At 36.4% G+C, this 17,551-nt stretch carries 14 protein-coding genes; 7 read left to right on the top strand and 7 right to left on the bottom strand.

Going from position 1 to position 17,551, the window contains the following annotated elements:
• Positions 1-63 precede the first annotated feature (63 nt).
• A complete protein-coding gene (locus tag UMR38_01095) occupies positions 64-1,281 on the top strand; it encodes an aminotransferase class I/II-fold pyridoxal phosphate-dependent enzyme (protein ID MEC9484454.1) in 1,218 nt (405 codons plus the stop codon).
• Positions 1,282-1,333: 52 nt separating this feature from the next.
• Here the strand turns inward: UMR38_01095 and UMR38_01100 are convergent, their stop codons facing one another.
• The 4 genes from UMR38_01100 to UMR38_01115 are packed head-to-tail and all read right to left on the bottom strand — an operon-like array spanning position 1,334 to position 6,980.
• Complete coding sequence (locus tag UMR38_01100; GenBank protein MEC9484455.1) at positions 1,334-2,329, bottom strand: branched-chain amino acid aminotransferase; 996 nt, start codon at positions 2,327-2,329, stop codon at positions 1,334-1,336.
• A 25-nt stretch (positions 2,330-2,354) separates the two neighbouring features.
• Complete coding sequence (gene gdhA, locus UMR38_01105; protein ID MEC9484456.1) at positions 2,355-4,985, bottom strand: NADP-specific glutamate dehydrogenase; 2,631 nt, start codon at positions 4,983-4,985, stop codon at positions 2,355-2,357.
• A 13-nt stretch (positions 4,986-4,998) separates the two neighbouring features.
• Positions 4,999-5,907: a D-2-hydroxyacid dehydrogenase gene (locus UMR38_01110; protein ID MEC9484457.1), complete on the bottom strand. Its 909-nt coding sequence runs from the start codon at positions 5,905-5,907 to the stop codon at positions 4,999-5,001.
• Positions 5,907-6,980, bottom strand: a complete 1,074-nt coding sequence (locus UMR38_01115; GenBank protein MEC9484458.1) for an alanine--glyoxylate aminotransferase family protein — start codon at positions 6,978-6,980, stop codon at positions 5,907-5,909. The genes UMR38_01110 and UMR38_01115 overlap by 1 nt, the downstream gene beginning before the upstream one ends.
• Positions 6,981-7,296: 316 nt before the next feature.
• Between UMR38_01115 and UMR38_01120 the strand changes: the two genes are divergently transcribed.
• The 3 genes from UMR38_01120 (at position 7,297) to UMR38_01130 (ending at position 10,302) form a co-directional block, all read left to right on the top strand.
• On the top strand, positions 7,297-8,493 hold the full coding sequence (locus UMR38_01120; protein MEC9484459.1) for a pyridoxal phosphate-dependent aminotransferase: 1,197 nt from the start codon (positions 7,297-7,299) through the stop codon (positions 8,491-8,493).
• Positions 8,493-8,996: a gamma carbonic anhydrase family protein gene (locus UMR38_01125; protein ID MEC9484460.1), complete on the top strand. Its 504-nt coding sequence runs from the start codon at positions 8,493-8,495 to the stop codon at positions 8,994-8,996. Before UMR38_01120 ends, UMR38_01125 begins: the two co-directional genes overlap by 1 nt.
• A gap of 85 nt (positions 8,997-9,081) precedes the next feature.
• Positions 9,082-10,302 carry a KamA family radical SAM protein gene (locus UMR38_01130; protein ID MEC9484461.1) on the top strand — a complete coding sequence of 407 codons (1,221 nt, stop codon included), beginning with the start codon at positions 9,082-9,084 and terminating at the stop codon, positions 10,300-10,302.
• Positions 10,303-10,329: 27 nt separating this feature from the next.
• Here UMR38_01130 and UMR38_01135 read toward each other — a convergent pair whose 3' ends face one another.
• Positions 10,330-10,971, bottom strand: coding sequence for a hypothetical protein (locus UMR38_01135; protein ID MEC9484462.1), 642 nt, complete (start codon positions 10,969-10,971; stop codon positions 10,330-10,332).
• A 116-nt stretch (positions 10,972-11,087) separates the two neighbouring features.
• On the opposite strand from UMR38_01135, the gene UMR38_01140 reads away from it, so the two are divergent.
• Together UMR38_01140 and UMR38_01145 are read left to right on the top strand one after the other, a co-directional pair.
• Positions 11,088-11,564, top strand: coding sequence for a hypothetical protein (locus UMR38_01140; protein MEC9484463.1), 477 nt, complete (start codon positions 11,088-11,090; stop codon positions 11,562-11,564).
• Positions 11,565-11,635: 71 nt separating this feature from the next.
• Positions 11,636-12,682: an endonuclease gene (locus UMR38_01145; GenBank protein ID MEC9484464.1), complete on the top strand. Its 1,047-nt coding sequence runs from the start codon at positions 11,636-11,638 to the stop codon at positions 12,680-12,682.
• Between the two features lie 54 nt (positions 12,683-12,736).
• Here UMR38_01145 and UMR38_01150 read toward each other — a convergent pair whose 3' ends face one another.
• Positions 12,737-13,681 (bottom strand): DDE-type integrase/transposase/recombinase, encoded by a 945-nt coding sequence (locus UMR38_01150; GenBank protein MEC9484465.1) that lies wholly within the window; start codon positions 13,679-13,681, stop codon positions 12,737-12,739.
• A 223-nt stretch (positions 13,682-13,904) separates the two neighbouring features.
• Between UMR38_01150 and UMR38_01155 the strand changes: the two genes are divergently transcribed.
• Positions 13,905-15,545, top strand: a complete 1,641-nt coding sequence (locus tag UMR38_01155; protein MEC9484466.1) for a hypothetical protein — start codon at positions 13,905-13,907, stop codon at positions 15,543-15,545.
• Between the two features lie 81 nt (positions 15,546-15,626).
• On the opposite strand, the gene UMR38_01160 is transcribed toward UMR38_01155, so the two are convergent.
• Positions 15,627-17,468, bottom strand: a complete 1,842-nt coding sequence (locus UMR38_01160; GenBank protein ID MEC9484467.1) for a glycoside hydrolase family 13 protein — start codon at positions 17,466-17,468, stop codon at positions 15,627-15,629.
• Positions 17,469-17,551 lie beyond the last annotated feature (83 nt).

A 17,551-nucleotide genomic window follows, 5' to 3' on the forward strand; every position in this document is an offset into this window, starting at 1 on the left:
GAATCATCATGAAAAAATGGTATAATATATTAAGTATATTGATTCTAAGAAAGGTGATATTATATGACATTTTTAAACAGCTTAAGTGATGGTAAAAAAATGACTGATAAAGTCTTTAAAGCAGCAGTTAAAGCAAATGAGGCAAAAATAAAACATGGGTCAGAAAACGTTGTTGATGCGACTCTAGGAACACTCTTTGATGAGACCGAAACATTCTGTGCATTCGACTCCGTATGGGAACCTTATAAATCAATCAGTAATATTCAAAAAGCTAAGTACGCTGGTGGCATTCCTGGTAATCCTAGTTATTTAACAACTGTCTATAAATGGCTTTTTAAAGATTTAACGTTACATACAAAAATCGTTGCAACCCCAGGTGGTGCGGGCGCAGTAAGTGCAACGATTCATAACATCCTTGATCCCGGACAAATCTTGCTGAAACCTTCGTTAGGATGGGGACCCTATAACACGATGGCAACCGAACATGGCGTTAAAGCGGTTGATTACAATTTATTTTCTGATGATGGGTTTGATATTGACAATTTCAAACAAAAACTAGCCAATGTAATGGCAAAGCAAGGTAAAGTATTAGCTATTATAAATGACCCATGTCATAACCCTTCAGGTTATACAATGACTGAAGATGAATGGGATGAGATTTTAACCTATGTTGATATGCTTGCCCAGCGTGGACCTATAATTATTTTACAAGATATTGCCTATATTGATTTTTCGACTAATCCAGATTGGAAAAAACATTTCAAAAAATATCAAAATCTAAGTGACAATATTATGGTTGTTATAGCCTTCTCTCTATCAAAAACACTCACTGCTTACGGTGCACGAGTTGGGGCTGCTATTGCAATTACATCTAATCAAAAAGAACTCGATAAATGGCACGACGCAATGGTTTATACAGCCCGTTCAACATGGTCTACCATTAACAATAGTATGATGACATTGTTCGCCAAACTGTATAACGATAAATCGCTATACGATGCTTACTTAAATGAAAAATCAAAATATGTTTCATTATTGAAAGAACGTGCTGATATATTTATTAAAGAAGCTGATCAAGAAAATTTACCCTATTATCCGTTTGTTGAAGGCTTTTTTGTCACATTACGGATTGATAATGCAGATAAAGAGGCGATTTACAAACGACTTCAAGATAACAACATCTTCACTGTCCAAGTCAATAATGGTTTACGGATTGCATTATGTAGTGTCTCGAAAAATAAACTTAAGGGACTTGCAAAGAAAATTAAAGCCTGTCTTTAACAATAGAGAAATAAAAGGAGCTCCGAATATTCGGAACTCCTTTTATTATGTGTTAGTTGATTTTAATTGGATGAATCCACCCTTCAGGAGGATCGATTTCACCATAATATATACCGATTAGTAAGTCATACAATTTTTTAATTGTAGGACCAACTTTACCATCACCAAATTGATGTTTGTTACCTTTGTGTGTAATTGATTTAATTGGCGTAATAATTGCCGCTGTCCCGCAAGCACCTGCTTCTTTAAATTCATCTAATTGATCAATATGAACAGCACGTTCTTCTGTTTCTAATCCTAGTACGTTTTCGGCTAAATATAAGATTGAACGGCGTGTAATGCTTGGTAATATTGAAGACGATTTCGGCGTCACTACTACATTGTCATGTGTCACACCAAAGAAGTTAGCCGCACCAACTTCATCAATCTTACTATGCGTTAGCGGATCAAGATATATCACGCCTGCATAGCCTTTTTCTTTTGCTAAATGGCGGGGATAGAGACTTGCTGCATAATTACCTGCAACTTTGACTTTTCCCATTCCATTAGCTGCTGCACGATCATAATCTGTTGTGATGAAATCTAATGCTTTTAACCCCCCTTCAAAATAGGTCCCTACAGGTGCACAAAATACATTGAATAGATATTCTTCTGAAGGTTTAACACCTAAGTTCATTCCGTGGCCCATGATATGCGGCCGGATATACAGTGATTGTTCAGTCCCATATTCAGGAATATCATCGATATTTGCTTTAACCACTTCTTCAATGGCTTCGAAGAATAGATCTTTTGGCAACTCAGGTGCAACGATACGTCTCAAACCATCATTAAGTCGCTTAAAGTTTAAGTCTGGACGGAACAAAACGACTTGTCCATCTTTAGTTTTATAAGCTTTTAATCCTTCAAATAATGCTTGTCCGTAATGAAACACGTTTGATCCTTCATGGATTGTTATGTGTTTGTCTGTTGTTAAATCACCTTTTTGCCAATTACCGTTTTTTGTAAAGGCACGGTACCGATATTTTGTTTCTTTTAATGCATAACCCATAAGTTCACACTCCTTGTTCGATAGGTTAGTATTTACCTTGTTTGATCATTGAATCAGCAACTTTTGTAAATCCAGCAATGTTCGCTCCGGCAATTAAGTCGTATCCAAATCCATATCGACTACTTGCTCGTACACAACTATTGTAGATATTTTTCATGATGCCGCGTAATTTTTCGTCTACTTCATCACTTGTCCAATGAAGTCTCATACTATTTTGTGACATTTCAAGCGCACTTGTTGCTACCCCACCAGCATTCGCTGCTTTACCAGGACCAATAATAACTCCTGCTTCTTTCAGCAATTGGATTGCTTCATTGGTGGTAGGCATGTTGGCACCCTCTACAATATATTTTACACCATTTTCAATGATTTGTTTAGCATCTTCAGGATAAATTTCATTTTGCGTTGCACATGGCATAATAATATCAACTTCACGTTCCCAAGGTTTTTTACCTGCGAAGAACTCTACATCAAAGCGCTCTGCATAGTCTTGAATCTTACCATTGGTGTTCGCTCGCATTTCTAACATAAAACTAAATTTTTCTTGCGTATTTACACCATCTGGATCATAGATATATCCTTCTGGGCCACTTAAGGTAACGACTTTACCACCTAAGGCTGTCACTTTCTTACAGACACCCCATGCAACGTTTCCAAATCCAGATACTGCGACAGTTTTATTTTTGAAGTCTAAGTCGTCGTGTTTTAACATTTGATAGGCAAAATATGTTGCGCCATACCCCGTTGCTTCTGGACGTATGAGTGATCCTCCATATTCTAGACTTTTACCAGTTAAGACACCATTTTCAAATGCGCCACGAAGACGACGATAATGGCCGAATAAAAATCCTATTTCACGAGCACCCACACCAATGTCACCAGCAGGTACATCAACGTTAGGGCCAATATGACGATAGAGTTCAGTCATAAACCCTTCACAGAATCGTCTGATCTCTTCATCAGATTTACCAAGTGGGTTAAAATCACTACCACCTTTTCCACCACCGATCGGCAAACTGGTTAAACTATTTTTAAATATTTGTTCAAATCCTAAGAACTTAATCATTCCTAAGTAAACAGATTCATGGAAACGTAGTCCACCTTTATACGGTCCAATCGCTCCATTAAACTGCACACGGAAACCACGGTTAACATGTGTCATACCGTCATCATCAACCCATGGCACTCGGAACATAATCACACGTTCTGGTTCAACAATACGTTCTAAGATATTATTTTCAATATATTCAGGATGTTGTTCTAAGACAGGGCCAAGAGAATGAAGTACCTCAGTGACAGCTTGAACAAATTCACTTTGGTGACCATCTTTTTGACGTACTTTTTCCAATACGCGTTCAATATATTCTTCTGTTTCAAGTGAGATTTCACTATCTTCATCTTGAGCACTTTCGAAACTATTGAACTTATGGATGAAGAGTCCACTACGTAGTTTTGGTTCAAACCATGTTGATTTTGCAGGCATGATTAACCCAGCATCACTGACTTCCATAATGTCTTGCATGGTGACTGGATACATACTAAATCCAACACCATCTATTTCATCCGTTAATTCACGTAATCCTTTTAAACCACGGATACCACCAACAAAACTAATGCGTGATGAATTTCTAACATTTTTGATGCTTAATAAATTATTTAAGACATATTCTTCCATTATTGCCGCATCGATTGATGCTAAAACATCATTCTCATCGACAATGCCATCACGTAGCTCTAAGCTATACCATTGGTTATTTAAGTACATACCAAATTTATGTTTTTTCATAGGTTTGTATGGTGCTTTGCTTTTTTCTATTTTAAAAAGTTTGTCTAACTCATTAATGAACGTTTCTTCTGACATACCGTTAAGGTCATGTACTACACGGTTATAGTCCATAATTGTTAAATTACTTTCAGGGAAGATAACACTCATAAAGAAGTTAAATTCTTCATCACCTGTATAATTTGGATTTTCTTGGCGTCGTTTTAACGCCACTTTTGCAGCTGATGCAGCTCTGTGGTGTCCATCTGCGATATATAAGCTTTCAACATCACCGAAGTGTTCACTAATTTCTAATAATAAATCGTCATCATCAATTAACCAAGCCGCATGACCGACACCATCATCGGTTAAGATATCAAATTCAGGATCATGATTACTCGTCCATGATTCTAAGATTTCATTTAAGCGATCACGGTCACGGTACGTTAAGAAAATAGGGGCAGTATTCGCATCACAACGATCAAAGTGATTAATTCTGTCTTTTTCTTTTGATAGTAATGTTGTTTCATGACGTTTAATAACACCATTCACATAGTCATCAACTGATGTACATGCAACAAATCCTGTTTGAACTTTACCATTCATCGTTTGTTGGTAAATATAGATGTGATCATTTTCATCTTGAATTAAAATACCATCATCTTCAAACATTTTTAAGTTTTTCTGTGCTTTTTTGTACACTTTTGGATCATATGCATCCACACTTGATGGATAATCAATTTCTGAACGAACAACATGTAAGAAACTATATGGATTCCCCATTGCCATTCGTTTTGCTTCTTTACGACTCATGACATCATAAGGTAATGAAGCAACACGTTCAACTAAGTCAATTCTTGGACGTAAGGCCTTAAAAGGTTTTACAATTGCCATTTTTGTATCCTCCCTATGCTAAATATTGTTTTATTACTTCAATTGTTTCTAACCCAATACGTGCTTGCGCTTCATAAGTGGCCGCACCAATATGTGGGGTAAGTGAAATTTTGTCATGCGTATAAATACGCATGTTTTTAACTGGTTCATCTTCGTAAACATCAAGTGCAGCGCGTTTTACAATACCTGCATCAAGTGCATCAAGTAAGGCTGTCTCATCAACTACACCACCACGAGCCGTATGAATTAAGTACATACCTTTTTTCATTTGTTTAAATGCTTCTCTATCTAAGAACGGCCCATCTTGCTTAATGAATGGGATGTGCAAACTAATGAAGTCTGCGGTCTGTAATAACGTTTCTTTATCAACACGTTGACAACCATCAACTTCTGTCACAGAGTCTGATTTATCATAATATATAATTGACATCCCAAGTGCCATAGCTTTTTTCGCAAGGCTTCGTGCGATACGCCCGAAACCAACTAATCCAAGTGTTTTACCGTTCAACTCAATACCACGGTACTGTTTTTTCTCCCAACGACCTTCACGCATGGTCACATTTGCAATATAAATGTGACGGGCTAAGGCAAACATGTGCCCAAGCGCAAGTTCTGCGACAGCCGCACTACTTGAGTTTGGTGTATTCATAACTTTGATACCTTGTTCTTCTGCATATACATGATCAATATTATCAATCCCGACACCTGCCCGGATGATCAGTTTTAATTGTCTTGTTTCGAGTGCTTTATCAATAATAGGTTGTCTTAGTTTAGTCGCAGATCGAACAATAATACAATCAATTTCTTGTATTTTTTCAATTAATGCTTCCCCGTCATAATGGTCAACTTCAACGGTATAACCCATCTCTTCTAAGGTTTCTTTTGCGCTTGAATCAATCCCATCGTTAGCTAATACAATCATTATTTAAGCCCCCATATCTCTTCGATTTCACGTAACAACCCTAATAATTCATCTTCTGTACGATCTGCCATATGGGCAATTCTAAAGGCTTTTTCCTTCATATCTCCGTAACCATTACTAATCATGTAGCCACGGTTACCAAGTTCTTCATTTAGTGCTTTAACACTCTTGCCATGCGTATTTAAAATGGTTGTTACAGTGTTTGAGGCGTACGCTTCATTCGCAAAGAGTGCAAAATATTGTTTCGCCCAATTGCGTACAATGTTTGCTAGATGTTCGTGACGATCGAAGCGATTATCTAATCCTTCTTCATCGATAATTTTAGTTAATTGATAATCTAATGCCCACATATGTGGTGTTGATGGGGTTGAAGGATACTGATAATTTCGTTTTACACGATTCACAACGTTAATTAAGTCTAAATAGTATCCACGATTTTCAACTGTTTCTGCTCGTGCAATCGCTTTATCTGAAACACTAGCAACGGCAAGTCCAGGTGGCACTCCGAGACTTTTTTGTGTTGATGATAAGCAGATATCAATGTTTGATTTATCCACTTCAATTTTTGCCCCTCCAAGTGAACTAACACTATCTACTAAATATACAACATCTGGATAGTCTTTAATCACTTGTCCGATTTCATAAACTGGATTCATAAGTCCTGCACTGGTTTCATTATGCGTAACAGTAACAACATCATATTTACCAGTATCCAAAGCATTTCTTACCATCTCTGGCGTTGTTGGTTCTCCGGGGTCACTTTTAAAGTGATCAGCAGGTACATTATTCGCTTTTGCAATCTTATACCAGCGATCACCAAATGCGCCAACACTAAAAATAGCGGCACGTTTCTTCGTACATGAACGGACACTCATTTCCATAATACCAGTCCCTGATGAGGTTGATAAAATAATGGTATTATTGGTATACATTAATTGTTGTAGCTTGTCACTTATGCGTTTTTGTAAGTTCGTTGCTTCTTGTGTTCTGTGACCAATCTGTGGTGTAGCCAATTTAGCAAGTACATCAGGCGCTACATCTACTGGTCCAGGAATAAATAGTTTCTTTTTCAAATTCAATCATCCTTTATGACATATTTCAACACATTGACATTTTAACAATTAATTTGTTCTAAAACAAGCGTTTTCATTAAAAAAGTATAAGTTTTTATGAGTTTGTTAATATTCGCTAAATTTAGCCATTTACAATTTTATTATTAAAAATTATTTTCAATTATTTTATGAAAATATTTTCATTGTTTTTTTTGACATTTAATTCTAAACCCAAATACCTAAAATCCGTTGAAAGTGTTTACATTTTTATGCGTGTTATATTGCTTTTTTAAATACCTAGTGATACAATAAGAATGGTTTTGAAAGGAGAATGAGGATGAAACTATCTAAACGAATTCAAGCAATGCAGGAGTCCCCAGTACGCAAACTAGTTCCAATCGCTACAAAAGCGAAATCACTTGGAAAAAAAGTCTATCATTTAAATATAGGACAACCAGATATCGAAACACCCAAGGTATTTATGGATGCCGTGAATGCACATGACTCACGAATAATTAAATATTCTTTTTCACAGGGTGAACCTAAACTAATACAAGCAATTCAAGCTTATTTTAAACGGGATAACATTCATTTTAAAGACAATGAAATACTCATCACAAATGGCGGAAGCGAAGCTGTCACTTTCGCAACTATCGCAACATGTGATCCTGGTGATGAAATATTGGTTCCTGAACCATTTTATACAAACTATAATGGATTCACTGGTGAAGTCAATGCGACGATTAAACCGATTACTACCTACGCTGAAAATGGATTTAGATTACCCAATAAAGAAGCTATTGAGGCATTAATCACACCAAAAACAAAAGCGATCATGTTTAGTAATCCAGGAAATCCTACCGGAACAATCCTCACCGATGATGAAATGCAGATGATTGCTGAACTCGCTATCGAACACGATCTCTTTATTATCAGTGATGAAGTGTATCGTGGTATGGCATTCGATGGATTAGATAGTAAATCAATGGGGACCGTTAAGGGGATTGAAGAGCACTTAATTATAATCGAAAGTGTTTCTAAGCGGTATAGTGCATGCGGTGCGAGAATTGGTGCTATCGCCTCTAAAAATACAGCTTTAATGCTTAATATCTTAAAGTTATGTCAAGCAAGGCTCTGTGTTGCCACACTTGAACAAGTTGGTGCTTCTGCTTTATATCAACTACCTGATTCTTACACTAAAGAGATTAAAAACGAGTATGAAAAACGCCGTGATATCGTCTATCAAACCTTAAATAATATCGATGGTATCGTATGTGAAAAGCCACAAGGCGCATTTTATGTTATAATAAAGTTACCAGTCCCTGATGCTGAACAATTTGTTGTTTGGCTATTAGAAGAATTTGATGTCAATAATGAAACAGTTATGCTAGCACCTGCAGAAGGCTTTTATGCAACCGAAGGACTTGGTAAAGATGAAGTACGATTGGCTTACGTACTGAATGCAGAAGATATGCAAACAGCTATGAATATTTTAAAACTCGGGTTAAAAGCCTACCCAGAAAGGTTGATTTGATGTATTTACAAAGACATTTAGAAAAAACGCCACGTGTGAGTAAAGATGCGAAAATTTTTCAAGGCGCATGTTTATCTGGCGATATCATTATCGATGAAGGTGTGAATATATGGTATAACGTCTCAATGCGAGGCGATATGGCCCCTATCCGTGTTGGAACGGATACTAATATTCAGGATAATGCTGTCATTCATACAAATACCGACCAGCCTACAACCATCGGTAAAAATGTAACAATTGGCCATGGTGCCATCATTCACGGTTGTACTGTTGAAGATGATGCGTTAATTGGTATGGGCAGTATTCTTTTAGATGGCGCAACTGTTGAACAAGGTGCATTGGTTGGCGCAGGTACGTTAGTACCACCAGGAAAAACCGTACCGAAATATCATTTAGCCATTGGTAATCCAATGAAAATTATCCGAGAATTAACAGAGGATGATATTAAAGCAAACGAAGCGAATAAAGATTATTACTTAAAATTAGTCAAAGAATACGAGTGATTTCACTCGCTTTTTTGTGACCAATTTTGCTTTTGTAAGCGTTTTTTGTTATAATTTTATTACCATATAGAAAAGGATGATTGAGATGAATGCGAAAAAAATATCACTTGCTCGGGCAAAGGAGTTATCCAGTAGTATTAATGACTTTATGGCATTTAAACAAAAAGCCTTAAGACAGCTTAAAGGTAATAAAGAAGCATACTTAGAAAATAAAGCTAAGTTATTAACACATTTTAATGCAAACGAAGATGATTGGAATGATTGGCATTGGCAAATGCGTAACCGCATTGTTGATGTTGAGACATTAGTCAAATTTATTCATTTATCACAAGATGAGGTCCAAGATGTTAAAAAACTTAGTAAAACAAACCGTTTTGCCATAGTTCCTTATTATCTCGCCCTTATTACCTCAGAAAAAAATGATCCCATAAAAATGTTAAGTGTGCCAAGTAAAGGCGAATATGCCGTTGATTTAGGTAAAGAAGACCCCATGGCAGAAGAGTTTACCAATCCCGCTGGTAGTATTACAAGACGTTACCCCGATCGTTTAATCATCAATGTTACCAATATATGTGCGATGTATTGTCGTCACTGTCAACGACGGCGATTAATTGGTGAAACCGATGCTCATACCAACCAATCACTTATCGATGAGTCCATTGAATATATTAAAAACACCCCTGAAATTCGGGATGTCTTAATTACTGGTGGCGATGCATTTTTATTATCTGATCACCAAATTGAAGCATTATTAAAACGTTTAAGAGCAATCAATCATGTTGAAATTATACGTTTTGGTACAAGAACTCCTGTCACAATGCCCATGCGGATTACAGACAAGTTGGTTAACATTTTGAAACAATATCATCCCATTTATGTCAATACACAGTTCAATCATTATTATGAACTCACCGATGAAAGCATTCACGCCGCAGAAAAACTTGTGAATAATGGCGTTGTGCTAGGTAATCAAGCCGTCCTTTTAAAGGGGATTAATGATGATAAATATATTATGACTATGTTAAACCAACGTCTCTTAACTGCGCGCATTAAGCCCTATTATATTTTCCATGCTAAAGAAGTTAAAGGAACACACCACTTTATCCCAACTATTGCAAAAGGTTTAGAAATTATGGCTTATATGAGAGGGCACACCTCAGGTTTAGCAATTCCAACCTATATTTTTAATGCGCCAGGTGGACTGGGTAAAATTCCATTACTACCACAGTACATCATCTCTCACGAGGATAATGTTTATCACATCAAAACATGGGAAGGTAAAATTATCGAATATATTGAACAATAGACTTAAAAAAAGTAAGCATTCGACTGCTTACTTTTTTAAATAGGCAAATATATTATGATCCTGTTTAGCTTTAGGGTCAAACCGCATAATCTTCATGTATCCCTGAACAATATATCCATTCAATACGATGGCTATTACGGTTCCAACGCCCACTTCTCCTCCAAGGATAAACCCTACAAAAAGAACTATAAACTCAATCGTAGGTTTAATATACTTGACATCAATCTTTGTCACATGTGAAAGGCCGACAAATAAACCATCACGCGGCCCACTTCCGAGACGGGCACTAATATATAAACTCCGTCCAAATGTCATCAAGATAATCCCTAAGACAAGTAGAATTGTTTGCGAATGTAACGACTCAGGGGTGTAAGCAAAAAAATAATCAGCTAAGTCTATAAACCACCCGACAAAGATGACATTAAGTAGCGTTCCGATGCCAATTTTTGTCTTGAGAAAAACCATGCTAATCAGCATGACAAGTAAACCGACCAGTTGGGTTATGCGACCAAATGTTAATGGTGTAGACACCTCTAATCCTTGATGTAATACTCCCCATGGGGGTAGCCCAAGTTCACTGCGTTTCATTAGCATGATACCCACTGCTAAAAACATAAATCCAATAAAGATCATTGGAATCCGCCTTATATCTTTTTTTAATTTTTCCATTTTTACACCTCTAATTACAAAGATAGTATAGCATGTCTGAAAAGTTTGTAAAGGATAGTTTGCATACTTCTTTGTTTTTTATAACAATTTTGATAAACTATTTTTAGGTGATTATTATGTTACAACTTGTTTATAAAAAAAGCTTAAAAACTAAATATATCATTTTACAAGTAGCTTTGTTCTTTTTCTTCTTGGGATTATACATTTTTTTAGATTTTGAAGGGAACATCAGTTATGATACGATGATTAATCGATTTGGTGTCGGTATAACCCTCTTACATATCAGTATGAATGTGATAATTGCCATTGCGTCTGCTATTATGGTATCATACTCTATTATTAATTTTACTTTCACTAAAAAAGAGGTTGCTGGGTCAAGCGCGGTACCCTTCTTATCGTTTATTTTTGGTATTTTGACATTTGGATGTACGTCGTGCGTAGTCGCATTTCTTAGCGCTGTAGGTATTGCCTTTACACCAGTTGTATTACCCAATGGTAATCTTTTGTTTAAGTTAATTGCCACCCTATTTGTCTTACTCGGCATGGCTTGGGTTTTGTATTCAATTAAACACACTAAATGTAAAATTAAGTAGCTATGGCTACTTTTTTTCTTGTAAATTAACTTACCTTTTTGTATACTAAACTGTTAAAGGTGTGTGAAAAAATGAAAAAAGTATGTCTTTTAATAACAACTGTTTTACTGATTTTTCTATCAAGCTGTGCTTCAACTGAACAACCAAATAATGAATCAAGTAAAATTGATGCTGTACAAGAGTCTTTATCAGTTTCTGATGAAGTGACACATCAAACGACGTTGCCAACCACAATTGATGGTGTGACGATTACTTGGCATTCAAATATTTCAGGAACACTTGATGATAATACATTTATCCAAGACGGTGTCGATCAAAATATTATGTTGACTGCTGTTCTAGAATATAATGACATAACACGTTACAAATACTTTGATGTCACAATCTTACTTGACCCTAATTTGGTTACCGTTCCCGATCCTGATGACACAGTATACTCTGGATATTATGCTGGACTCGGTGAGGTTACTGATGATAATTTAAAACAATTCTTACATGATTTAATTGATGATCATATTGTCCTTGATTATGACGCATTATGGAATGCCTTAGCCAACAGTGATGAAGATCCTCTTAACCCAGACAATATCATCCTCTTCTATTCTGCTGAATCACGTAGTGAAGACTTGCATGGGGGCGATCAAGATGACTGGAATCGAGAACATGTCTGGCCTAAATCACATGGTAACTTTGATAATGATGATGTGATGGGTTCTGATATGCATCATATCCGTCCAACAGATGTGAGCGTTAACGGGTACCGCGGTAATTTAGACTTTGATATCGGCGGTACGCTAGTGAACGAAACGACAGACTGTTTTAAAGATGGCGATAGTTTTGAACCCAGAGATGAGGTCAAAGGTGACGTCGCGAGAATGATTTTTTATATGGCTGTCAGATATGAAGGCGATATTGCCCAAGAAATTGACCTTGAAGTAAATGACCGGGTAAGTAATACTGGCCCATATGTTGGTAAACTTTCAATTTTATTAGCGTGGCATGAAGCAGACCCCGTCGATGCGTTTGAACGCAACCGAAATGATGTAATTTTCTCATATCAAGGCAACCGTAATCCGTTTGTAGATTACCCCGAATTAGTCACACGTATTTTTAAATAAAAAAGAATGATTGGTAAAGTGAAGATTTGTCAAACATGAGTTACACAATTGGCGTTACTGAAAGATACGGTATGCTAGAATAGACTTTGATAGATAGAATCCATAGAATTCTAGCGGGGATAGCCAATTGTGGGGAGACATGGGGAAGCTGTTATAGCTTCTTAAGTACTTTTGCCCTTCCCCCCTCAAGTCTTTCAGATTTATGAATGATCGATCCTGATAGAATCGTTCATTGTCTTTGCGATGACTGCGCTCTACCTTGCCGTTGTGTCGGGGAGTGTAGGGCTTACAGTAATCATGCTTGATATTGTGTTGTTTGAGTGTATTCTCAAATAGCGTCGGTTGCGGATCTATTGTATTCGCTAACCGGTTTGTGTATTCAAGTCCGTTGTCTGTTCGTACTTCCTGAATGGGAAAGGGGAAGTATTTGATGACACGCTTGAGGAACTCATTCGCACTATAGGTGGATTTATCCTCATAGAAGTAGATGTACCGTAGTCTCGTGAACTCATCAATGGCGGTAAACTGATAGAGTTTTTGGCCATGGGGGAGACAGTGTGAGGGAACCTGTTTGGTATCGATTTGGAGTCGTTCACCAGGATAGGTCATCTGGACATACTTTTTCGGTTTATACTTTCGTTTCTTTTTCGGACTCATTTTCATATCGAGTCGTTTCATCACACGGTAGAGTGAAGATTGATGACGCGTGTAACCTCGCCTCATCAGTTTCACCCAGAAGGTGGTTAACCCATCTTTGGGATTGCGTCTTCGCATGTCCTTGATGAGTTTGATTTCCTTTGGTGTATGTTCGTTTGGATGATGGTGTGGTCTTCTCGATTGATCCATGAGTGAATCCATTGTTCCATCATACCGATTCATCCACCGATAGATGTATTGACGGTTCACCTTGTACCGTCTTGCGGCTTTCGTTACGGTATATCGAATCGCATATTTGATGAGTGATTGACGATATTTACATATTTGAAGATCTGTCTTCATGGCTTCATTCCTTTCTTTTGTCTTTAAAGAGAGGGGGAGGGAAAAGGTTCTTCCCAGGTTTCCATGTTTGACAAATCTTCACTGTGCGTTTACCTAATATGGATGATATGTCATAGATCTATTGTAAACGCACAGAATAAAAAAGAATGATTGGTAAAGATTCTTTACAAATCATTCTTTTTTTAATATAATAATAGGTCATACTTATGAAAGGAATGATGTTATGTTCACAGTAACAATTAATGGAAAAAGTACGCATTACGATAGCCCGATACGCATCATTGACCTTATTGATGATAAGGAAATGAAATACCCTGTTGCTCGCGTTAATCATAGGCTTAGAGAACTACACTATCGCTTTGACTATGATGCAGAAGTTGAATTTTTAACGTTAGATCATCCGGAAGCCGTACATGTCTATGAAGCCTCATTAAGATATTTAATCGCTAAGGCATTTCATAACATCTATCCCGAGTATACTATTAAATTTAAATATAGTATCTCACGATCAACTTTTTGTTACATTATGACAGAACCCCACGTCGATATTGCAAATGTTTTATTCAGTATACAAAAAGAGATGGATCGCGTCATTAACGAAAACTATACCTTAGAACGGATTACTGTACCAATTGAAGATGCCAAAACATTTTATAAAGAAAACGGCTATGATGATAGAGTCAAGATTTTAGAGTATCGTCCTGAGAAAACCGTTCATTTTTATCGTTGTCATGATTATCAAAATTACATGTATAGTTATATGGTGCCCTCTACTGGATACTTAAAACAATATAATTTAATTCCGTATGACATTGGTTTTTTGATCCAATATCCTCGTGCTGAAACAAACACACAAATTCCTCCATTTAAAGATGCCCCGAAATATATCAAGACATTACGTGAGGCTTCAATATGGGCTGATGTCGTGACAGCCGACAATATTTATGATTTAAATAAACACGTGCATAATAATTATGTTGTTGATTTTGTGCATATGTGTGAAGCAAAACATAATGCGATGCTAACTGAAATCGGTGATATCATTAAAGAACGTGAACACGAGATATCCCTTATTGCAATCGCAGGGCCTTCTTCGAGTGGAAAAACAACCTTCTCTAATCGTCTACGTATTGAATTGATGACACGGGGAATCCGTCCTATTGCCATTAGTTTAGATGACTATTATCTAAACCGTGAAGACTTGATTGAGGATGAAAATGGGGCGGTTGATCTTGAGCATATCAACACATTAGATATTGCGTTATTCAATCGCAATATGCAAGAACTTATTCGTGGAAAAGAAACCAACATTCCTATTTTCGACTTTAAAGTAAAAAAACGGGTCGGCTATAGAACCTTAAAAATCACCGATGATACACCAATCATTATTGAAGGTATTCATGCCTTAAATGCGCAGCTCACGCAAAACATTCCAGACTACAAAATGTTTAAAATCTTTATAAGTCCTCAAATTCAATTGAATCTTGATCACCACAATCCAATCAGCATTACTGATTTACGCTTAATAAGACGTATCGTACGCGACAAGAAGTTCCGTAACGCAGCAGCAGCCAGAACCCTAGCGATGTGGGATAGTGTAAGACAAGGCGAATTCCGATGGATTTACCCAAATCAAGAACATGCTGATTATGTCTATAACTCAGGACTTCAATATGAATTAAACGTATTAAAAAAATATGCTTTACCAACGCTTCGTGAAATTCCGAATGATAGTGAGTTCTATATTACTGCAAATCGCTTAATTAAATTTATGAAATACTTTGTTGATATCGATGATTATCATGTTCCAAACAACAGCTTATTACGCGAATTTATTGGTGGCAGCATCTTTGTAGAAGACTAAACCCTTTAGACCATCATTTGATGGTCTTTTTGTATATACAAAAAAAGGTGCAAAGAGTTGTTCTTTGCACCCCACCTAACCTTACCTGAACACCCTAAACTGATAAGGAGATATCGTCAGTGTCGATTTGAGGTTAATATTCTTTTTTGAAAAAATATTATTAACACGTTTATATGCGAGTGATTCAGGAAGATCAACTGTTTGTTCATTATGATTGTTGTTAAAAATAAAGGTTAAATCACCTTTTTGGAAAAGGAGAATGTTTGGATTATCATTGTGTATCCAGTGATAATCCACTTGTTTAAACGCCGAATTCTCGTTTCTTATCTCAATTAATTGTTTCATAAAGGATAATAGGTTCGTATCTTGTTTTGTTTCATCCCAAATCATACAACGTCTATTATCCGGATCATGTTTGCCACCAAGGCCTACTTCTCCGCCATAGTATATACTAGGTGCCCCGGGAAAGGTAAATAGAAACGTATATACCATTTTAACAATGTCGGTGTTGTAATCACAAATTTCTAATATTCTAGCCGTATCATGTGAATCAACTAAGTTATACATATATCTTAAGACATGTTTTGGATAGTCTGTCAAAACCTTATTAATCAGTTTTATAAACTGTTCAGTAGATAATTTTTTATTCTCAATATTGATACCAAAATATTGCCAAATTGGAAAAAGAATTTCATAATTCATAACGCCATCATATTGGTCACCAAGTAACCATGGATTTGAATTATCCCAATTTTCGCCAACAATATATGCATCCTTTTTGACTGCTTTAACGGTGTGCCTAAATTCACGCCAAAACTGATGACTTACTTCATTAGAAACATCTAAGCGCCATCCATCAATATCATATTCTTGGATCCAGTAAGTTGCAACATCTAAGAGATGCTTCCTCATTAATGGATGTGCAGTATTAAGTTTTGGCATTTTGGGAGTAAAAGCAAACGTCCTGTAATTAATCGCATCAGGATACTCCCGACAAAAACGCATTTGTTTATCAGATAATGTTTCCCCTGGATTAATATCAAAGGGTAATAGTGGCTTGTCTTCATCAACAATGTGAAAACACCCAAAATATTTAGAATCTTTACCTTTTTCTAACACGTCTTGGAAATAAGGATGTCTGAATCCACAATGATTAAATACCGCATCCAACATCACTTTAATTCCGCGTTTATGAGCTTCTTTTACTAACCGGCCAAACGTTTCATTATCACCAAATGCTGGGTCAATTTTTTTATAGTTATTAATATCATACTTATGAGAGGAATCAGACTCAAATATTGGAGTCATATAAATACCAGTTACACCTAGTGATTGGATATAATCAAGTTGTTTAATAATACCTTCTAAATCCCCCCCAAAGCGCAGAGCATTATCATATCGTTTTGTCTCTCCCCAAGGCAAGGTGCCTTTAGGATCATTTGCAGTATCGCCATTATGAAACCTTTCTGGAAAAATTGAGTACCATATTTGGTTTTCAACCCATGCCGGTGCGTGAAATACATCTTCTTGATTTAAATACGGAAAATTAAAAAAGTTAAATAAATCCGTTTTAGCGTCTGGCCGATTAGATAAATCAATGACTCCTCGCGCACCATATAAATAACGCTGATTAACAATAAAAGCATATTTTAGGCGTTTATATTGTGGTTTTAATGCAATAAAATAATGATCAAACTGTTGTGTTTCGTATTCTTTTACCAATGAAACAGTTTCACTTGTCTCTGCCTTCCATTCCCACGTTTCAGGCTCATCTTCTTTTGGTCCCCAGAAAAATGGATCACCATAAATAACATCAATTTGATGAATGTGTTGCTTGCTTGTTTGAACACGCAAATGGACAGTATCTTTATCATACATATAAGCAAATTTACTTTTCGCTTCATGATACACAAAAAATTTCATACGTCACCTTCTATCGTATCGTTTACATATTATCGTCAATAGTATATCACATGCACATCTTTATTGAACCATGGTAGCGGTTT

This window comes from Candidatus Izemoplasma sp. (genome assembly GCA_036172455.1).
Lineage (GTDB): Bacteria > Bacillota_I > Bacilli_A > Izemoplasmatales > Izemoplasmataceae > JAIPGF01.

Excerpts from the sequence above, each read along its gene's own strand:
- UMR38_01125 (MEC9484460.1), top strand. The coding sequence starts at position 8,493 with ATGTATTTACAAAGACATTTAGAAAAAACGCCACGTGTGAGTAAAGAT.
- UMR38_01100 (MEC9484455.1), bottom strand. The coding sequence starts at position 2,329 with ATGGGTTATGCATTAAAAGAAACAAAATATCGGTACCGTGCCTTTACA.
- UMR38_01110 (MEC9484457.1), bottom strand. The coding sequence starts at position 5,907 with ATGATTGTATTAGCTAACGATGGGATTGATTCAAGCGCAAAAGAAACC.
- UMR38_01135 (MEC9484462.1), bottom strand. The coding sequence starts at position 10,971 with ATGGAAAAATTAAAAAAAGATATAAGGCGGATTCCAATGATCTTTATT.
- UMR38_01095 (MEC9484454.1), top strand. The coding sequence starts at position 64 with ATGACATTTTTAAACAGCTTAAGTGATGGTAAAAAAATGACTGATAAA.
- UMR38_01155 (MEC9484466.1), top strand. The coding sequence starts at position 13,905 with ATGTTCACAGTAACAATTAATGGAAAAAGTACGCATTACGATAGCCCG.
- UMR38_01130 (MEC9484461.1), top strand. The coding sequence starts at position 9,082 with ATGAATGCGAAAAAAATATCACTTGCTCGGGCAAAGGAGTTATCCAGT.
- gdhA (MEC9484456.1), bottom strand. The coding sequence starts at position 4,985 with ATGGCAATTGTAAAACCTTTTAAGGCCTTACGTCCAAGAATTGACTTA.
- UMR38_01160 (MEC9484467.1), bottom strand. The coding sequence starts at position 17,468 with ATGAAATTTTTTGTGTATCATGAAGCGAAAAGTAAATTTGCTTATATG.
- UMR38_01145 (MEC9484464.1), top strand. The coding sequence starts at position 11,636 with ATGAAAAAAGTATGTCTTTTAATAACAACTGTTTTACTGATTTTTCTA.
- UMR38_01150 (MEC9484465.1), bottom strand. The coding sequence starts at position 13,681 with ATGAAGACAGATCTTCAAATATGTAAATATCGTCAATCACTCATCAAA.
- UMR38_01120 (MEC9484459.1), top strand. The coding sequence starts at position 7,297 with ATGAAACTATCTAAACGAATTCAAGCAATGCAGGAGTCCCCAGTACGC.
- UMR38_01140 (MEC9484463.1), top strand. The coding sequence starts at position 11,088 with ATGTTACAACTTGTTTATAAAAAAAGCTTAAAAACTAAATATATCATT.